The sequence below is a fragment of the Sutcliffiella horikoshii genome, from assembly GCF_019931755.1.
In the GTDB taxonomy this organism is placed as follows: domain Bacteria; phylum Bacillota; class Bacilli; order Bacillales; family Bacillaceae_I; genus Sutcliffiella_A; species Sutcliffiella_A horikoshii_E.
In genome coordinates this window covers 2708566-2725512 of sequence record NZ_CP082918.1, presented here as the reverse complement: position 1 = coordinate 2725512, position 16947 = coordinate 2708566, and the positions used below count along the sequence as shown (strand labels likewise).

Here is a 16947-nt window from a genome sequence, read left to right as displayed (position 1 = left end):
TTCACTTTAAGTGGAACCATTCTCTTTTTGTTGATAAAAAAAAGGAATTAGCTATTCATTCCGTAAAATGGAGGTATTCTTTAATAGAGTTATATCCCATATTGAGAGAATTGTGTTGGTAACAAGGATACAGAATGATTAACGCAGAAATTGAATGTTATTTTATTTTGCTACGGGGGGCTATGAAAACTCACTATTATTTAGGTTGGTTCAGCAAGTTTTTTCCTGAGAATCTGGGCAGGGTTTTACAGGAGGATATTACAGATAGAAAATCGCTAGTTATGATTAGCTCAAATCCTTCTATATATGAAGATGATGGCGCTATTGAACGCTCGTGGCTTGAACGGGCCGGCATTATATTTGATGAATACCATCTAATTAATTATCGCGTACAGAAGGAAGATACCCACAATTTAATTCAAAATGCTTCAGCCATTTTCTTATTGGGTGGAAATACGCTTAAACAAAATGATCTTTTGATGGAATTTGAATTGTCGGATTTGATTAAAAAAAGCAGAGCCGTTGTGATGGGAGCAAGCGCTGGTGCGATCAATATGTCCGCAAAATGGTTATGCTCAAAAAAACTTGGATTTAAAGTTGAAACAAGCTCTGTATACAAAGGAATCGGTCTTGACGACTTTTCTGTCTTGTCTCATTTTGATCTTGAAAATAACATTGCGCAGGTTCAAAACGAATTATCTCCTTTATCGGAAGAAATCAATATTTACGCATCAAACAAAGATTGCGCTGTCCGTGTAAAGGGAGGCAAAGTCGACATTTTTGGTAATGTATATTTAATTTCCCACTCAGAGATTCGGAAATTGGATGTGACACTCTAGTTGAAGTGAATCGCTATTTATTAAAACAGGAAAGGGGGAAACCCAGATGAACGAAAATATCATAACCACCAAACGGGAAGAAACTAATACTCAAGCAATCTTATCTCTGATTTTCGGGATAATGTCGCTTCTGGGAATGATGTTTACTTTGATATTTGGTATTGTTTTTGCTTTACCTGGATTTATTCTTGGAATAATAGGGCTTAGAAAAACTAGTACTACCAACCAGCCTGGAGGATCTCTGGCTTTGGCAGGGCTAATATGCAGTTTTTTGGGCCTCATTTTACCAATAATTATTTTTATTATCACCATTCTTCTATTCACACCATCTGAATTCATTATGGAAGTAAGTTAGTGTAATGATTAAAGGCAGCTTTAATTAAATACTTATATTTTAAAGATGGGTGCAATCCTAGAACCGGGATGAGTGCTCATTTTTATTTTTGGGCCATATAATTAATTACTTATTGTGGAAATACTGGGAATTTGAGATGATTGTTATGAATTTAACTTAAAGCTGTTTCTAGGGGGAAGTAAAATGGAACTGAAAATGGAGTACTATGTCCTTATGTTAATAACGGTTTCGTTTATATTTTTTTATACGGTTGTTCATTTATTCGAAGGGACAAACGAGGCCTATAGAGACTTTTTACTTACTATTGCAGTGATTCATTTTGTCATGGCAAAACTTATAACCATAAAAAAGAGGGAGGTTAAATAAGGAGGTTTATTGGTGGAAGCCATGAAGTATGGGATGAATGGAGTATTTACAGCAAAGGAGATTGAAGGTGAGTAAAGATAAAATGAAATCATATTGTTTGATTTTGCTAGTACTAGTATTTGCACTAACAGCTTGTAAACAAAATTCAGTTATTAAATCGTATGAAGGAAGAACGTTAGACATAGCAGTGGTAGGAGAACCACCAGAAGTAAAAGAAGAACAAGTAATATTTACGGAAATTTCTTTTGATGAAATGACACCTGAAGATCTGACCTCTTATGATGCAGTATTTATTAGAGAGAATAATCTTTCAGAGGCTGCTGCAGACCAATTTGCAGACGTTTACTCAGATTCTAATATTCCATTTTACTTTATAGGAACGGATAATTTTGTCCCTTTTACGGAAAAAGATTTGGAGTACGACAATACATCAGAATGGACAGCTGGCATGAGTTATGCGGTTGGTGTTCTTACCTCAAAAGAAGATGATACTTTGAAACATTGGGGGTTTGGTCTGCACAATGACATAAAGAGTGATGAGCATCTTAAAGCAATGTATTCAAGAATATTTATTTCAATCAATGAAATTAATCGCTAAAAAATTATTATGGGTTTGTTATTTTTAGGGGGAGCAACATGCAAATTAAAAATAGAAAGCTTTCTTTATGGTTTTTGGCCTTGGTGATTGGAGTAATCTTCTTAGCTTTTAGCTACCTTAATAGTTCCTTTTACATAAATGGAAATGACGAGGAATCGATTGTCCAAACAATCCAGTCGATAGATATGTTTAAGAAGACTTCGATAGAAATTATAGATATCGAAGATGTAGGAGATGAGAGGTTAGTTGCATTTTTAAGCAATAACCTTTCAGCATACATTCATTTTATAAAAGATAAGTATGGCAATTATAAATGGAGTTCTGCAGAAAAAAGAGAAGAGCCGCTATCTCACTTTTTAATCCCCTTAAGTATTAGGATGGACAATCATACCAATCTATTTATTCTTACCATTGCTACTTATGATAACGAAATCTCAAAAATGGAGTTGCTTGCCAATCAACACTTATTCGTTGAAGAGTTTGCTTTATACAAAAACTCAGCAACTTGGACAGAGATGCCTAACGAGGAAAAGAATTTTTCATTCGATTATAAATACTACGATAAGAATGGTAAGTTGATTGAAAACGAAGATTAACAGATTCAAGTGATTTCTTGTAAAAATAGGAGGATTTAAAAATTGAAAAAAAATAAACAGTTATGTACAGCAATGATTACAGTTGGAATGCTTTTAATGGCTGCTTGTGGAAACACATCTGATGAAGCAGGTGCTATTCAAAACACACATGGCAATTCTTCAAATGAAGTAACAACCGAAAAGGAAAATAATAATGACAGTGTTGAGACAGACATTCAAGACAATAAGGAACCAAACGAAAAAGAGGATACATCAACCAGTGAGCCAGCTGAAGTAAAAGAAGAAGCTTCTACTAGTTTAAAAGAAAAGTATCTTCAACAATTAGATGATACTAAAAAAGAATCGGAAGAATTGGAACCAACAGATTCATCTACATATGCTTTGAAAAAAGTGGAAAATGACAGATGGGAACTTTGGGATGAATTATTAAATGAGATTTATGGCGTATTAGAGGAACAACTGTCTACAGAAGAGATGGTCGAATTAAGAGAGAAACAGCGGAACTGGATAAAATTTAGAGATGATAGTGCATTGGAAGCATCGCACAAATTTAAAGGTGGTACCCAAGAACATCTGGAATACGTGGCTGTGCTGGCAAATTTAACAGAAGAAAGATGCTATGAGTTGGTTGCAAATTATGTGAAGTGACTGTAACCTCTAGCCTCAATAAAATGACTGTTAAGGTAGGAGGGGGGATCATGAAAATAAAAATGATTTCTCTGGCACTTTTAATAACGTTTGTGTTAATAGGATGCGGACACAATAAGCTGGATTTGGGGGGCGCAACCCAAATTGATATTTATAATTGGGAGAATAAGGACCTTATACATACTATTGAGGATGCTTCCTTCATTGAAGACCTGGTTACTAAGTTAAATAAGGCAAACGGCGAAAAGATATCCGACACGGCAGATATTGCAATGCTGCCGTATAAAGCTCATTTCAAAAACAAAGAAGAAACAATATTGGAATTGGGTTTTGACCAAACTAAAGATGAGGCTCATTTTATGGATTATGAAAACAGCATTAGATACAAGGTTGACATCTCCTTACCAAATGTTCCACTTACTTCAGCTTCTCCTAAGACAAAAGAAGAAATAGAGGAAGAAAATAAAAAGGAGCTAGAATTAGAGAAACATAATCAAGAAGAACAGAAGGATAAAGAATGACTAAGTTTCTTACTATATAAAGGGGATTGGTTATGGAAATTAATTGGATGTATAGAGTTTTCTTTATAATTATTGGGGCAGTTTCTTTTTTTACTGGTGAGATCATTACGTTTGTTATGTTGTTGTTTATATTTTTCATTTTGAATGACATTCATCTAACATTACAACAAATCTATATCCAGAATAAAGAAAAGAAAAATCAAGTTTAACTATTGCTAATGAACATTTTATCAAATTTACATAATGCGGCGAGGAAGTAGATATCTATGATGATATGGTTTAAACAATTACCACAAGTTAGTTTAGATTCGACAGTATGGACTCCTTTTATAAAAAACACTTGGTTCCGAGAGCATTATATGAAATTTGTATACCTGCTTCAGGTAAGCCTTTTAATCATACCAACTATCTTCAGTACACGATTCTCTCATTTACATACTTTTGCACTCATCTTAACAGGCATCTTAGTATTTATCCTTCATGAATTTCTCCACATATTTGTCATAAATAATAAAGGCGATATAAGCCTAACTTTTAGCGGTATATTTTTTTGGATCAATACAAATGCCATCCTCTCTAAAAGTAGGTTTTGGGTCTTTATGAGCTTGCCTTTTATTGTGTTATCAGTTGTTCCTTTCATTCTATCGTTCTATGTTTCAGGAGATTTGAAGTTAATCTTATTATTTATTAGTTGGTTCAACACGTTGATTTCTGCCTCAGATATCATCAATTCATTTCTTATTGCACTTAAACCAAAGAACACGCTTTTTTGCAGAGGGTATGTGAGAGTAGGGTAAGGGCTTTTTATAACATGAACGGGCTGATTAGTTAAAAAATTGAGGTGAACAAATTGCCAAATATAGGACTTCTAACAGTTACACATGATCCATCTGGGAAAAATATTAAGCTGTTTAAGGAATTACAAAAACAATTTGAGAATATCTATACAGAACTATATATCACTATAAGTGATGAATCCTCCCTAACACTTTTGGAACAAATTCAAAAAAGCAAATTTAAAGTAAAAGTAATCCCAAAAAAAGGAGCGGCTTCAGCAAGAAGAGAAGTGGTCAGCTTAGGACTATCTGGTCATAGTTATTACTATCATTATTGCGACCTGGACAGACTTCTAACTTGGGGGAAAAATCATATTGATGAACTGAAATTATTAACCTCTAGTCTACCGAGTTGCGACTACCTTATTTTAGGGCGTTCAGAAAGAGCAATGAACACACACCCAGAGGCATGGATTGAAACAGAAAAAATTACAAACAAAATTTGTTCCCTTGAGTTGGGGATGAACGTTGATATAACAGCTGGTTCCTGCTTGTTTTCTAGAGAAAGTGCAGAATATATAAATGACTATTCGAAAGAAAAAATGACGGATGCTGAATGGGTAATGATTGTTCATAGAATCGCAAAACTAGAAATCGGTTACGCTCCAGTTGAAGGTTTAGAGTACTGCGAAGAAATAAACGGAATTACAAGAAGTATAAGTGAATCGGAAAAGTGGATGGGGCGTTTAAAACTTAGTTCCATTATAAGTGAAACGGCTATAACTACTGGGAAGTAAACTCTTTACAAAATGAGGGAAGTGAATGAGAATATCTTCTTTTCTTCGGATCTTTTTATTACTTGTTATTTTTATCAACTTGATAGGATGTAATTCGGATATTAGTGTAAGTTCAGATATAACCATTGATGGTGAAAATATAGATTACATAGGTTTTTCTGGTATACCAATAGAGGAGATAGACACTAACAAACCTCCTGAAATTTATAAAGATTTAGATCGGGTGGTTGTAAAGCCAAAACAAATCATCAACATAAATTATGAAGACATGCCAAAGAAGGTTTATTTATCGTATTGGAAGGATGAAATTCTTCAGGAAGAGAATGTAGTGTTGAGTAATGTTGAACTTACTGCGCCTGATACTGACGGGGTATATGTCTATAAAATAGCTACTAAATGGAATTCAAGGGTCGCAAGGAATTATTTGTTTGTGGTTGAAGTGAAAAACGAAGATTGATTAGCTGGAGTGAGTTTATGGAAAGGCTTTTATTTGTATTTGGCATCATCGTATTTTTCTTTAGTTTTATATTCTTTATAATGAATTTTTTTACTGATTATGACAGTACAGCAATGATAGGTTCTGTGTTAATAATGTTGAATGCAAGTATAGCAATGTGTGTTTCAGAGATTTTAACAAGAATTAAAAACATAAAATGAAATTATAGTGTTTGTGAATACTTGCAAAAAGGAGAAGGTTTAATGCCTCTGATTGAGCATCGTCAATATATCAAAGCACCTGTTGGGATATGTTTTGATCTAGCAAGGAATGTAGATATTCATACTCAGACTACTTCGAAAACAAAGGAAAGAGCTGTTGGTGGAGTGACAAAAGGGTTACTAGAACAGGGAGAAACTGTCACATGGGAAGCTATTCACTTTGGTATTAAACAAAGGTTGACAGCTAAAGTGACATTAATGGAACCACCTCATAAGTTTGTGGATGTTATGGTGAAGGGAGCTTTCCAGTCTTTTACCCACACTCATCAATTTTTGGAAGCAGATGGTGGGACCATAATGATAGACAATTTCCAATACAAGTCGCCTTTCGGTCTGATTGGAGTTGCTGCCGACAAGTTGTTTTTAGAGAGATATATGAGAGAATTCATTGTTTCGCGTGCAAAGGAATTAAAAAAGATTGCTGAAAAGTTGAATCAAAATTAAACCAAAAGGTTAGAAAATTGGAGGTATCAGATGAAAAGAAAACAATTTTTGTTACTTAGCTTAATTGTTGTATTTGCCACTTCTCTGCTAGGTTGTGCAATAGAAACAGAGACAGATTGGAAAGAAAGTGCACTGTAGGTGGGGCAACTAAAGTAGGATGTGGAAATTAGACGCGTATGTAAGTGATAACCTATTTGGTTCGGTATTTGTGAAAGTTCACGAGAAAGATTAAAGTTCAGCAATAAGATAATGGAGTATAAAAGCGGTATAGCTATTCTATTTGCGAGTGGAGGGAGAAATTTGAAAAAGGTTCTTTTGATTGCTTTTGGAATAATTCTAGCTAGCGGTCTACTCTATATATACTTTTTTGTTAGCCAAAAACCAGAAGAACCAAAGATCCTTTCTCAACTGGAGAGTAAAGAAAATGAGAAGGGAAAAAGAGAGTTTATTTTTAGTATTACTAATGTCGGTAAAGAAGAGACAACCTTAACATTTCCTACTTGGTTAGAATACAATGTGAGTATTTCTAATTTAGACAACAAAGAGATTGAATCTGGCGAAATTATAATGAAGCACTTGGATTTAAACGAGGAAAACAGAAACGGTAGATTATTACTATTAGAACCAAATGAGAAATTTGAATATAGATTATTGATAACTAATATTCCAAAGGGAAAGTATGAAATTCAAATTAGTTCTGCATCAGGCTATGGCGGTGTTCTAAGAGAGGAATTTGAGATTGAATTCTAGATTTTAAGATTGGACGAGAGAATGAACTAATTTACTTCTGGACTTAGGGAAAGGTGTTTATATGAGTAATAAAATATCCGGACTACTACTGATAGGTTTAGCTTCTTTAACAGCAGCACTTGTTTTTGGATTCAATCAACTGTCTAATTCAATAATAGAATCTGCAAGTTTTATTAAAGCAGGTGGATCTTTGAGTGTAAGCGAAACAAGTCTTCCTCTTATACCATCACTGCTTATTTTAGCAACAGCTCTAATAGGTGTTTACATGCTTAAGAAATAATATTACTTTACAAACTGGTAGGGGTTTTTTTATGGATAATCAATTTAGAAAGTTCCTGGATTTATATTTAGAAGCGTGGCGTTCTTCGTCTATAAATAGGATGAGGGATTTAATATCAAAAGATTATAAAGCTAGAGAGATTAGAGATGGAAACATTATTGATTTTGGATTTGAAGAATCAATAAATGGGTGGGAACAAGGCTTCCTTTTTGCAGAAGAAAATAATGCAAAGTGGGAATTAAAAAAGGTTTCTATTATTCCTTTGAGGACAGACGAAATAATGGTAATTATATCTGCAACTATGACTTTAAAAGGTAAAAGTATAAATTCTGCACACTTATTTTTCCAAACCTTTAGGAAAGAAAGCTTTGGAAAATGGAAACTTATAAGAAGTCATATAGAAGCAGGGATCTCATTAGATAACTTAAGGAATATACAATTCACCTAAACGGTGCCGTTCTAAGAAATCGATGGAGAAAGTATGTTTCATTTTTGGAGCAAAGGATGTGTTTTATTATGGAAGTGGTGTTTGTATCTTTTGTGACGACCCTAATTATTTTTATGACCGTTTTCTATCTTACTAGATTATTTACAATAGCCTACAAAAAAGAAGAAATAAATTTTAGTAAGTATTTAGTGTTAATCTCCTCTTCAATAGGTGGAGGTTTAACATTATCCGTATTACTATTTTGGGGTTACCAATGGTTTTGGCGCTTCCTATCTACTTGATTATAGTGGTTACTAAATCTAAAATGGGAAACCTTATTGCTGAGCTCTTAGAAGAACTTCTAAATTACAAGGGGAGATAATATGCCTGTGAAGGATCGTTATGCTAAAAACAAAGATATATCTATTCATTACCTAGAATCGACTGATTACTCTCCTGACCTGACACCATTAGTATATGTTCCTGGAGCTTTGGGATTTGCAGAACATTTTGAAGATGAGATGAGCATTCTATCACCTAGACACTGTTTATCACTAAGTCTCAGGGGAAATGGCAAAAGCGATGCTCCGCTTTCAGCTTATAGTTTGGAAGATCACGCTTCAGACATAGAAGCAGTCATAAAAGAAAGTCATCTTAAAGACTATTGTTTAATGGCGTACTCTATGGGAGTACCATACGCCATTCATTATGCATCTAATTCCCCTGACCATATAAAAGGAATGATCTTATGCGATTATCCAGCTAAGTATCCTTCCATTCCAGAGTCATGGGTTGATACGGTTTTATCAAACGGATTTATTAAGGAAGATCGTCAATACGTCGTTAGAGCAATCCTAAGAGACTCAAAAGAAGTTGAATTATGGGAGGATCTACAGCAGATACAGTGTCCGGTTCTTATTATAAAGGGAGGGACAAACAACTCTCTATTAAAAGAAAATGCTACAGAAAAGTACAAGAATCATTTGAGTAATGTGAGCGTGGTTGAGTTCTCAGATTCAGGTCACGAATTATGGAAACCTGATTATAATAGATTCATTAAGACTGTCACTGATTTTTTAGTGAAGTTGGATCGGCTGCATGCCTAAAGTGAATTTGAAAGGGGGAGTAAAATGAAAGCAGTCATTCAAAATGAATTCGGTAATTCAGATGTACTTTTATATACGGAAGTCGAATTACCAAAGATTCACGAAAAAGAAGTTTTAATTAAAACAGAATATACGAGTGTAAATTATGCAGATATTAAACAACGCATGGGGAATAAAGGGGCAGGTGATTTTCCATTAACACTTGGATTGGATGTTGCTGGGACAATTGAAGAAGTTTCCGGTGATTCACCATTCTCAAAGGGTGATCGGGTTATAGCTTTTCCGAAAGCGGGTTCCTATGCGGAGTATGTAGTAGCAAATGAACAATTAGTTTTTAAAATTCCAGATAGTCTTTCTTTTAAGCAAGTTGCAACAGCACCCACCGTATCTATTTTAGCTTATATACTAATCCATGAAATTGGCCAAGTGAAAAAAACGGATACCATTGTGATACATAGTGCAGCAGGTGGAGTAGGTTCCATGTTAGTACAATTAGCCAAGCTAGCTGGTGTGAAGAAAATTATCGGAACAGTTGGAAATCTTAATAAAGAAGATTACGTGAAAAATCTAGGTGCAGACGTTGTGTGTACCTATGAAACGTTTGTAGAGGAAATTTTAAAGTTAACCGGTAATTTAGGAGCTAATGTGATTTTTGATTCTGTTGCTGGTGAGGTTACAAGTAAAAGCTTAGAGTGTTTAGCCCTCTATGGCACTCTTGTTCAATTTGGGAATAGCAGCGGCAAACCAGGAAACTTTAAAACAAGTGATGTTCATAGCAGTTGTAGAAATATTAAAGGATTTAGCTTAGGCACTACAAGAAAACATGATCCGGCAAGATTAGCTGGTGTAGCAGAGAAAGTCTTAGAACTTTTTGCTTCAGAAAAAATCACGCTTCCTATTGCCCGGGTGTTTGATTTAGAGGAAGCAGCACAGGCGCACAAACTAATCGAGAGTCGTAACTATGAAGGGAAGATTTTGATTAAGGTATGATTTTGGATGAAGAATTCCTTCAAGTAGTAAGGGGCTTTGAAAAAGGATGAAGGGAGAAGTAGTGTGTTTACCAAAACAAAAGAGTTTGTTAGACATATAATATTCCGTTTAGGTAACAAGCCAAGTAAAGGGTATACTAACTTTGCCCCTTTGAGAATTGCACCGGAGTATACAAATATAGATTTAGAGAATAAACAAGTTACTGGTGTTGTTAAATATAATGACAGGGTTTATCTCACAGTGACTGTTGATGTTGGGTTGAATAAGACAATTGTAAAAGGCAGTCTGAGAGGTATATCTCATATAACAAAACCCTTTGATAAAGGGCACTACATAGCGATGATTAAATCCCATGCAGAGATACTTTTAAACAAGGAAGATTGATTTTAGGAGAAAATAAATGACCAAGTCGAATAAGTTTTTCCTCTTCACCCTAGGTGCAACCCTCTTAGAATTTGGTATTATAATTTGGCTTAACTCACACTTTTATAAGGGAGTATTTAATTTAGGTATGATAATCCCTGTAATGACCGTTCGAATGGTAGTTGTCTATACCTACACGAAGGGAAAGTTAAAGAAACAGTGGGAGAAGAAGGCTATAGGATTGTTTTTTATCGTACCAATACTTTTGTTTTTGATAGGGAAGCCAACCTATACTTACGATCAAGCGAAACAATTGGTTTATGAAAGCCATAATGTATCTACTATTGTGGAATACAAAGAAAAGAGCTATCGAAATACGGTGCCAATATATACGGAAAAAATACGCTTTTTCATTAATAATCGGGATTATCATTATGAGGCAGACGATAGGTTCTTTTTAGTAAATCCTCGCACTGGTGAAGTAATTGAGATGAAACAACCTTATTGGCATTAATCACTATTTTTGTAGACTAGGAGGAGATCTTAATGAAATTAGCTGAGGCATTAATACTACGGGCAGATTATCAAAAGCGTGTGGAGCAATTGAAGAATAGGTTGCTGCAGAATGTGAGGGTGCAGGAAGGGGACGAACCAAACGAAGATCCAAAGATATTGTTAAAGGAATTAACGGAGCTATTAGAGAAGTTAAGACTTCTGATCCAGCAAATAAACAAGACCAATTTAAAAACGAAATTTGATAAAATGGAGTCACTTGCAGATGCATTGGCATCTCGTGATTTGATTGGCCAGGAACGGAAGATTCATAGCGAACTTCTTGACCAAGCATCCATGAAACTTGAGCGTTATTCACGGGCAGAAATCAAATACATCACAACTATCAGTGTAAAAGAAATGCAAAAGCATGTGGATGAACTGTCACAGAAATATCGATTATATGATGTGAAGATCCAGGAGCTTAATTGGAAAACCGATTTACTTTCTTCATAAGATAAGCTGGTAGCGAAAATGAAAAGGCGAATACCGAACCTTGCAACAGGTCAAAGTTGTCATTAATGGTACGGGTTTCGGGGTGACCCCAAGAGGTTCGAGTCCTCCGTCAAAATTTATACCCATTAATGTTACACCAGAACAATTTACATAAACAACTTACAACCTGGTATTGATTTTCATATTCGTGAGGGTGGAGTAGGGGAGTTTCTTATGAACTAATGTAAGAGTAATAGTAAAGAATCCAGCCACTAAAAAAGGGGCTGGATTTATTTTTTTGTGAATTTCCAAGTTGTTTCGCCTAATTGAAGAACCCTTGCAAGTACACCTTTTTATACTAGTAAAAAGGAGTTCGATGGCAAAATGGAGATTATCACCATTTATGTGATCATCGGGGTATTGATTAGTACTTCCATTTATCTTGTGGGAGATTTTTGCCCTTGGTATTTCTGCGTTGCATTTTGCGTTGCCTGGTTACCTCTAATAATCATTGGAATAGCTTTAAGTTCAATTATGGATATAGAAGAAATCTCCAATAAGCTAAACAAATAAAAACGCAAATCCAAGATATTAATCCAAACACTGTGACAATAGTCGTTTCGGACCAACCATATTTTAAGCCAAAGTGATAGTGAATCGGTGTCATTCTGAAGATGCGTTTATGCGTAAGTTTAAACGAGGAAACCTGTAAAATAACCGACAGTTGCTCAGCAAAATATATGAAAAACAAAATGGGAATTAGAATTTCAACCTTTTCGAGAACGGCAAGAAAGGATAAGGAACCACCTATAGCTAATGATCCTGTATCACCCATAAAAGCTTTTGCAGGGTATATATTATAGATGAGAAAGCCCAGTAAACATCCAATCATAATTAAACTAAAAAGTTGAACCTCTGGTCTGTCTGAAACCACAAAAAAGAAAAAGTATGTAGGGATTGCTACTACTCCTAAAAGACCGTCTAATCCATCAGTGAAATTGATGGCGTTTGCAGATCCCACAACAAATAAGGTAATGACAATGACATATAACACCATCGGTAAATCTAAAGTAATGTCTTTAAAAATATTAATCTGGGTGCCTATGCCTAGTTCGACAATTACGTAATAAAGCAAAGTACCTGTGAAAGTAAATTGAAGAATAAGTTTAGTCTTGCCTGATACTCCCCCTGGATCTTGACGCGAAGCCTTCCAAAAATCGTCCAAAAACCCAATAAAACTAAATAGAATGTACGTAATACACAAAAAGTACATCAAGGGAGTAGGTGAAAAAAGAATCGATAGTATAATTCCTACAAACAGAATAATACCGAACATTAACGGAGTGCCTTTCTTTAATTGATGATCGGAAGGAAGTTCTTTTCTTATTGGTTGTATCAATTTAAGCTTCCTCAAGGCGTCAATAAATAGCGGAGATAAAATTGCAACAATAATAAAAGCAATTAGCGCTGGAATTATTTGATCAATCACTCTTCCATTACTCCTTTATTCTTTGTCATCTATAATAAATTCTAAACAATTTAATCATTTCCTCTATTTCAACCCAAATAGTGAAATAAATTGGGGTAGGAGATTGCCTAAAGTATTTATTTGTGCTAATATTCTAAAAAACATACGGAATGTACGGCTGTGAAGAGAAGAGTAATTAAGATTCATTGTTTCCAGAGAGCTTCGGTAGGTGAGAAGAAGCAATAATGATTTTAATGAAAAAAGCCTCGGAGCCTTTGCACGGATCTAAGATTTCTTAGTGATACTGCGACGGGATCTCCCGTTATAGAGATAGGGTATACTTGTTTGTTAAAAACAGAAGTACCTAAAGAGGTTGATATGGTAACATGTCAACAAACTGGGGTGGTACCACGAAGTTAACAACTCTCGTCCTCAAGATGAATAATCTTGGGGGTGGGAGTTTTTTTGTTTTTTAAAATAGTATGGCAGCTGGAAATTAGATAAATGAAAAATTGGAGTTGATAAAAATGAGTCAAGAACAAACAGCCCTCAGAATAGAGAAATTATTGGCTTTAAGATCAAAGGGGATTCCAGTATATCCTGAAAGGTTCCAGACAAATTACGAACTTTACGAATCCTCTACACTTGAGGATGGAACAGCAGGTGTTCGAGTTGCAGGAAGAATCATGGGGATTCGTCAGTTTAGTAAATTCAGTTTTATCACTATTTCAGACATACAAGGTAAGTTGCAACTTCTTCTAAAAAAAGAAGAGGTTGGGGAGCAGGCTTTGAATGATTTCCTCGATTATTTGGATATAGGCGATTTTATCGGTGTAGAAGGGAAGATGTATTCTACGAAAACAAATGAAAAAACGCTGCGTATTGAAAAATATGAACTGCTTGGGAAAGCGTTACACACACTACCGGATAAATGGCATGGATTAAGCAACATAGACACACGGTATAGACAACGATATATAGATTTGATGATGACAAAAGAAACAAAAAATCGTATGTTAATGCGAACAAAATTAGTGCGTGCTGTTCGTAGATTTTTAGAGGAAAAAGACTTCTTGGAGGTGGAAACCCCTGTATTGCAACATACTTCCTCAGGTGCGTTAGCACGCCCGTTTAAAACGTATCATAACTCGCTAGATACGGAACTAAATTTACGAATTGCTCCAGAGACTTATTTGAAAAGGCTTATTGTAGGAGGCTTTACAAAAGTATTCGAATTTGCAAAATGCTTTAGAAATGAAGGGATTAGCCCTCAACATCTTCAAGAATTCACCATGGTGGAAGGCTATGCAGCTTATTGGAATTATGAAGATACGATGAAGCTCATGCGTGAAATGATTGTATATGTCCTAAAACAAACATTTGACTCAACAGTTATTAGGATAAAAGGACAATCGATTGATTTTTCATTAGAGTGGAATGTAGTGTCGTTTAGAGAATTAATTTTAAAAGATACAGGCATAGATATTGATTTGTATCCAGATGTGAAAAGATTACATGAGGAAACAAAACGAAGAAATATTTATTTAGAAGCCGAGGATATCGAGACATTGGGAAGAGGGAATTTCATTGACCTTCTATACAAAAAAGTGTGTCGCCCATATTTAATAGAACCAACCTTTTTAATTAACCATCCAATTGATTTATCACCTTTAGCCAGAGCAAAAGATGACAATCCAGCAATTACAGACCGTTTTCAATTAGTAGTAAATGGTTCTGAAATCATCAATGCCTATTCAGAATTAGTAGACCCTGTTGAACAGAGAAAACGATTAGAGGCCCAAGCCATCTTGAAAAATGGCGGTGATACAGAAGCCATGGAAATGGATGAAGATTACTTATTGGCTATGGAGTATGGAATGCCACCAATTTCGGGGTGGGGATTTGGGATTGAACGATTACTAATGGTACTTACGGATTGTGAAACGATTAAAGACTGCGTATTGTTTCCGTTAACTAGAAAATAAATTATACCTGTGGAAGCTTATCTGAAAAAAGGTAAGCTTCATTTTTTATGAAATTCATATTGTGTAAATATTAAAAATTTGAAATAATTGGTATTATACATTATGGAAGTTGCCCACCAAGCAACGTTTAATAAAAATTTATATAAAAAGGAGATAAAGATGTCTAATAATATTTCTGAAAAACAACACATAAGAAGTATGGCTACATTTAGTTACCTCAGTCTTGCATGTCTTTTCTCGTGCATATTTACAGGCGTATGCATCCTTATCTTACTATTTCCCATGGTAGGAATTTTAGATTTCACCTATTTCCCCTCAAAAGTAGCGATTCCATCATTTGTAGTTTCTATGTTTTTTTCTGTTCTAGCCTTCAGGAATATCTTTGGAAAGATATTGATTTTATTTAACCTGTGTCTAATAGTCTTTATGATTGTTTATGGGCCTTAAATACGCTGATAATAGCCGCCAATAAGAGGGGAAGGGATTGTATATATTGAAAAAAGGATTAGAAAAAATATTATATCTTGTATTTACTGTGATTATATTTGTTCTATTATGGAAGGTTATGGGGATATTCTGGAATGCTTTCGTACCTTGGAATCTTACAACGGATTTAATAGGATTATTTGTGGTGGCGCCTTTGCTAATAATATTGGCTTTTGTTCTGTCGAGTTTGTCTTTTAAAGTTGTAAGGGAAGGAAAATGATTTAATTATAAGGGGGTGTTAAATATGTACCAATATTACAACGGTTTAGTAATAAGGGAAGGAACAGAAGGGGTTCCTTCTGAATATGTAGAAGCTCTTTTTGAGGATGCGGGATGGGCAAGGAATACCCCGGCTTGGCAAAAAGAGAAGTTCTCGCTTATCTTTAAAAACTCTACGTGGGCATTTACGGTGTGGGACCAAAACAAGATGATTGGGATGGTTAGGGTTATCTCAGACCAAATAATGGTTGCTAACATAGTAGATTTAGTTGTTTTATCGGAATATCGTGGGAAAGGTATCGGGAAGAAAATTGTAGAACTTTGTGTTCAAAAACTGCCTCACGGTGATTGGTTTGCACACACCTCCGCTAATAATTTCAGTTTCTATGAGAAGTGCGGTTTTGAGGTAAAAGACTTAACCCAAAATGGGACTTGTGCGTATTATGGATATATTCAAGCTAGGAGAGATGGGCATAGGTAGAGTGATTTAGAATAAGGAGTGTTACATTTGAAAGCAGATAGAGTCCTTCCAGAACCTCATAGATTTGCAGTTTGTGCCTATGAGGACGTATCAATCAAGGCATTTTATAAAGGGGTTTTTAATGATGTTTATATCTTCTTCCATCCCTTTATTAAACCAGTCAACATAGATACAGAACTGTTTAATTCAGAAACAAACCCAGACAAATTTCAAATTATAAATCATTGTGAAATTGTAACGTGGAAAGAATTCATAGCTCTTAGTGGATTGAAAAGTTATGAAGAGTTAGATATTGGACTTCGCACACGAATACTTGGTTTAAATAAGGAGTTTGAGAATAAGGAATTTAAAGAGAAAATCAACACTGTCAGTGAGAAAGACAATCTTGTGCCACCAACAGAGGGAATGCTGCCGGCTCTTTTGATAAATAAACTGTTAGGTGCAATAAAACAGGAGAAGTATGATTGGATTTGGGTAGGAGATGAATTTGGTGCAGAAAGAAAGTTAGAGTACATAGATGACTTAATCAATCAAGATACTTTAGCAAGACATAACCTTTTTACTCATGATAACTCCATCCTTATTACCACTCATTGGGATAGCCATTTTTCTATGATTTGTTCAGATGACAAAAAGAAGATAGATAGAATAATTGAGCGGTGTAATCTTGAAGGCTTTTATTGTGATGATGATACCGAAATATATTGGAGTGTTCGTAATACGTACAAAGGGTAGGGAGATGTTTTTC

24 protein-coding genes and 1 other annotated feature are annotated in these 16947 nt (G+C 34.9%); of the genes, 23 read left to right on the top strand and 1 reads right to left on the bottom strand.

Annotated elements, in window-relative coordinates; all coding sequences use genetic code 11:
* Positions 1 to 182 precede the first annotated feature (182 nt).
* From K7887_RS14080 to K7887_RS13990, 19 genes are all read left to right on the top strand, one after another.
* Positions 183 to 839 carry a Type 1 glutamine amidotransferase-like domain-containing protein gene (locus K7887_RS14080; protein ID WP_223493660.1) on the top strand — a complete coding sequence of 219 codons (657 nt, stop codon included), beginning with the start codon at positions 183 to 185 and terminating at the stop codon, positions 837 to 839.
* 46 nt (positions 840 to 885) lie between these two features.
* Positions 886 to 1194: a DUF4190 domain-containing protein gene (locus tag K7887_RS14075; RefSeq protein ID WP_223490019.1), complete on the top strand. Its 309-nt coding sequence runs from the start codon at positions 886 to 888 to the stop codon at positions 1192 to 1194.
* Between the two features lie 183 nt (positions 1195 to 1377).
* A complete protein-coding gene (locus K7887_RS14070) occupies positions 1378 to 1560 on the top strand; it encodes a hypothetical protein (RefSeq protein ID WP_223490017.1) in 183 nt (60 codons plus the stop codon).
* A gap of 67 nt (positions 1561 to 1627) precedes the next feature.
* On the top strand, positions 1628 to 2158 hold the full coding sequence (locus tag K7887_RS14065; protein WP_223490015.1) for a hypothetical protein: 531 nt from the start codon (positions 1628 to 1630) through the stop codon (positions 2156 to 2158).
* A 38-nt stretch (positions 2159 to 2196) separates the two neighbouring features.
* Positions 2197 to 2754: a hypothetical protein gene (locus K7887_RS14060; protein WP_223490013.1), complete on the top strand. Its 558-nt coding sequence runs from the start codon at positions 2197 to 2199 to the stop codon at positions 2752 to 2754.
* Positions 2755 to 2796: 42 nt separating this feature from the next.
* Complete coding sequence (locus K7887_RS14055) at positions 2797 to 3402, top strand: lysozyme inhibitor LprI family protein (RefSeq protein WP_223490011.1); 606 nt, start codon at positions 2797 to 2799, stop codon at positions 3400 to 3402.
* A 50-nt stretch (positions 3403 to 3452) separates the two neighbouring features.
* Positions 3453 to 3923, top strand: a complete 471-nt coding sequence (locus K7887_RS14050; protein ID WP_223490009.1) for a hypothetical protein — start codon at positions 3453 to 3455, stop codon at positions 3921 to 3923.
* A 260-nt stretch (positions 3924 to 4183) separates the two neighbouring features.
* Entirely contained in the window at positions 4184 to 4720 is a 537-nt protein-coding gene (locus tag K7887_RS14045; protein ID WP_223493659.1) for a DUF3267 domain-containing protein, read from the top strand.
* 53 nt (positions 4721 to 4773) lie between these two features.
* Positions 4774 to 5496, top strand: coding sequence for a hypothetical protein (locus tag K7887_RS14040; RefSeq protein ID WP_223490007.1), 723 nt, complete (start codon positions 4774 to 4776; stop codon positions 5494 to 5496).
* 25 nt (positions 5497 to 5521) lie between these two features.
* On the top strand, positions 5522 to 5953 hold the full coding sequence (locus K7887_RS14035; RefSeq protein WP_223490005.1) for a hypothetical protein: 432 nt from the start codon (positions 5522 to 5524) through the stop codon (positions 5951 to 5953).
* A 242-nt stretch (positions 5954 to 6195) separates the two neighbouring features.
* Positions 6196 to 6657 carry an SRPBCC family protein gene (locus tag K7887_RS14030; RefSeq protein ID WP_223490004.1) on the top strand — a complete coding sequence of 154 codons (462 nt, stop codon included), beginning with the start codon at positions 6196 to 6198 and terminating at the stop codon, positions 6655 to 6657.
* A gap of 300 nt (positions 6658 to 6957) precedes the next feature.
* Complete coding sequence (locus K7887_RS14025) at positions 6958 to 7407, top strand: hypothetical protein (protein ID WP_223490002.1); 450 nt, start codon at positions 6958 to 6960, stop codon at positions 7405 to 7407.
* 61 nt (positions 7408 to 7468) lie between these two features.
* Entirely contained in the window at positions 7469 to 7687 is a 219-nt protein-coding gene (locus tag K7887_RS14020) for a hypothetical protein (RefSeq protein ID WP_223490000.1), read from the top strand.
* A gap of 31 nt (positions 7688 to 7718) precedes the next feature.
* Positions 7719 to 8135: a flavoprotein gene (locus tag K7887_RS14015; RefSeq protein WP_223489998.1), complete on the top strand. Its 417-nt coding sequence runs from the start codon at positions 7719 to 7721 to the stop codon at positions 8133 to 8135.
* A gap of 362 nt (positions 8136 to 8497) precedes the next feature.
* Positions 8498 to 9220, top strand: coding sequence for an alpha/beta fold hydrolase (locus K7887_RS14010; protein WP_223489997.1), 723 nt, complete (start codon positions 8498 to 8500; stop codon positions 9218 to 9220).
* A 24-nt stretch (positions 9221 to 9244) separates the two neighbouring features.
* A complete protein-coding gene (locus K7887_RS14005) occupies positions 9245 to 10210 on the top strand; it encodes a quinone oxidoreductase family protein (protein ID WP_223489995.1) in 966 nt (321 codons plus the stop codon).
* A 36-nt stretch (positions 10211 to 10246) separates the two neighbouring features.
* A complete protein-coding gene (locus tag K7887_RS14000) occupies positions 10247 to 10594 on the top strand; it encodes a hypothetical protein (RefSeq protein ID WP_223489994.1) in 348 nt (115 codons plus the stop codon).
* 127 nt (positions 10595 to 10721) lie between these two features.
* A complete protein-coding gene (locus K7887_RS13995) occupies positions 10722 to 11087 on the top strand; it encodes a hypothetical protein (RefSeq protein ID WP_223489992.1) in 366 nt (121 codons plus the stop codon).
* Positions 11088 to 11119: 32 nt separating this feature from the next.
* On the top strand, positions 11120 to 11581 hold the full coding sequence (locus tag K7887_RS13990) for a DIP1984 family protein (RefSeq protein ID WP_223489991.1): 462 nt from the start codon (positions 11120 to 11122) through the stop codon (positions 11579 to 11581).
* Positions 11582 to 12092: 511 nt separating this feature from the next.
* Here K7887_RS13990 and mraY read toward each other — a convergent pair.
* Positions 12093 to 13049 (bottom strand): phospho-N-acetylmuramoyl-pentapeptide-transferase, encoded by a 957-nt coding sequence (mraY, locus tag K7887_RS13985; RefSeq protein ID WP_223489989.1) that lies wholly within the window; start codon positions 13047 to 13049, stop codon positions 12093 to 12095.
* Between the two features lie 150 nt (positions 13050 to 13199).
* Positions 13200 to 13465, top strand: a binding site (T-box leader).
* A 90-nt stretch (positions 13466 to 13555) separates the two neighbouring features.
* On the opposite strand from mraY, the gene lysS reads away from it, so the two are divergent.
* The 4 genes from lysS to K7887_RS13965 all read left to right on the top strand — a co-directional run bounded on the left by lysS (position 13556) and on the right by K7887_RS13965 (position 16934).
* Positions 13556 to 15013 (top strand): lysine--tRNA ligase, encoded by a 1458-nt coding sequence (gene lysS, locus K7887_RS13980; protein ID WP_223489987.1) that lies wholly within the window; start codon positions 13556 to 13558, stop codon positions 15011 to 15013.
* 493 nt (positions 15014 to 15506) lie between these two features.
* Entirely contained in the window at positions 15507 to 15719 is a 213-nt protein-coding gene (locus K7887_RS13975; protein WP_223489985.1) for a hypothetical protein, read from the top strand.
* A gap of 24 nt (positions 15720 to 15743) precedes the next feature.
* Complete coding sequence (locus K7887_RS13970) at positions 15744 to 16199, top strand: GNAT family N-acetyltransferase (protein ID WP_223489984.1); 456 nt, start codon at positions 15744 to 15746, stop codon at positions 16197 to 16199.
* Positions 16200 to 16226: 27 nt separating this feature from the next.
* The gene (locus tag K7887_RS13965; protein WP_223489982.1) at positions 16227 to 16934 is read left to right on the top strand and encodes a DUF2711 family protein; all 708 of its coding nucleotides are present in this window, start codon (positions 16227 to 16229) and stop codon (positions 16932 to 16934) included.
* Positions 16935 to 16947 lie beyond the last annotated feature (13 nt).

Bases quoted from the DNA above. Each gene is read 5' to 3' on its own strand.
- K7887_RS14080 (WP_223493660.1), top strand. From the start codon at position 183: ATGAAAACTCACTATTATTTAGGTTGGTTCAGCAAGTTTTTTCCTGAG.
- K7887_RS14075 (WP_223490019.1), top strand. From the start codon at position 886: ATGAACGAAAATATCATAACCACCAAACGGGAAGAAACTAATACTCAA.
- K7887_RS14070 (WP_223490017.1), top strand. From the start codon at position 1,378: ATGGAACTGAAAATGGAGTACTATGTCCTTATGTTAATAACGGTTTCG.
- K7887_RS14060 (WP_223490013.1), top strand. From the start codon at position 2,197: ATGCAAATTAAAAATAGAAAGCTTTCTTTATGGTTTTTGGCCTTGGTG.
- K7887_RS14050 (WP_223490009.1), top strand. From the start codon at position 3,453: ATGAAAATAAAAATGATTTCTCTGGCACTTTTAATAACGTTTGTGTTA.
- K7887_RS14035 (WP_223490005.1), top strand. From the start codon at position 5,522: ATGAGAATATCTTCTTTTCTTCGGATCTTTTTATTACTTGTTATTTTT.
- K7887_RS14030 (WP_223490004.1), top strand. From the start codon at position 6,196: ATGCCTCTGATTGAGCATCGTCAATATATCAAAGCACCTGTTGGGATA.
- K7887_RS14020 (WP_223490000.1), top strand. From the start codon at position 7,469: ATGAGTAATAAAATATCCGGACTACTACTGATAGGTTTAGCTTCTTTA.
- K7887_RS14015 (WP_223489998.1), top strand. From the start codon at position 7,719: ATGGATAATCAATTTAGAAAGTTCCTGGATTTATATTTAGAAGCGTGG.
- K7887_RS14010 (WP_223489997.1), top strand. From the start codon at position 8,498: ATGCCTGTGAAGGATCGTTATGCTAAAAACAAAGATATATCTATTCAT.
- K7887_RS14005 (WP_223489995.1), top strand. From the start codon at position 9,245: ATGAAAGCAGTCATTCAAAATGAATTCGGTAATTCAGATGTACTTTTA.
- K7887_RS13995 (WP_223489992.1), top strand. From the start codon at position 10,722: ATGATAATCCCTGTAATGACCGTTCGAATGGTAGTTGTCTATACCTAC.
- K7887_RS13990 (WP_223489991.1), top strand. From the start codon at position 11,120: ATGAAATTAGCTGAGGCATTAATACTACGGGCAGATTATCAAAAGCGT.
- lysS (WP_223489987.1), top strand. From the start codon at position 13,556: ATGAGTCAAGAACAAACAGCCCTCAGAATAGAGAAATTATTGGCTTTA.
- K7887_RS13970 (WP_223489984.1), top strand. From the start codon at position 15,744: ATGTACCAATATTACAACGGTTTAGTAATAAGGGAAGGAACAGAAGGG.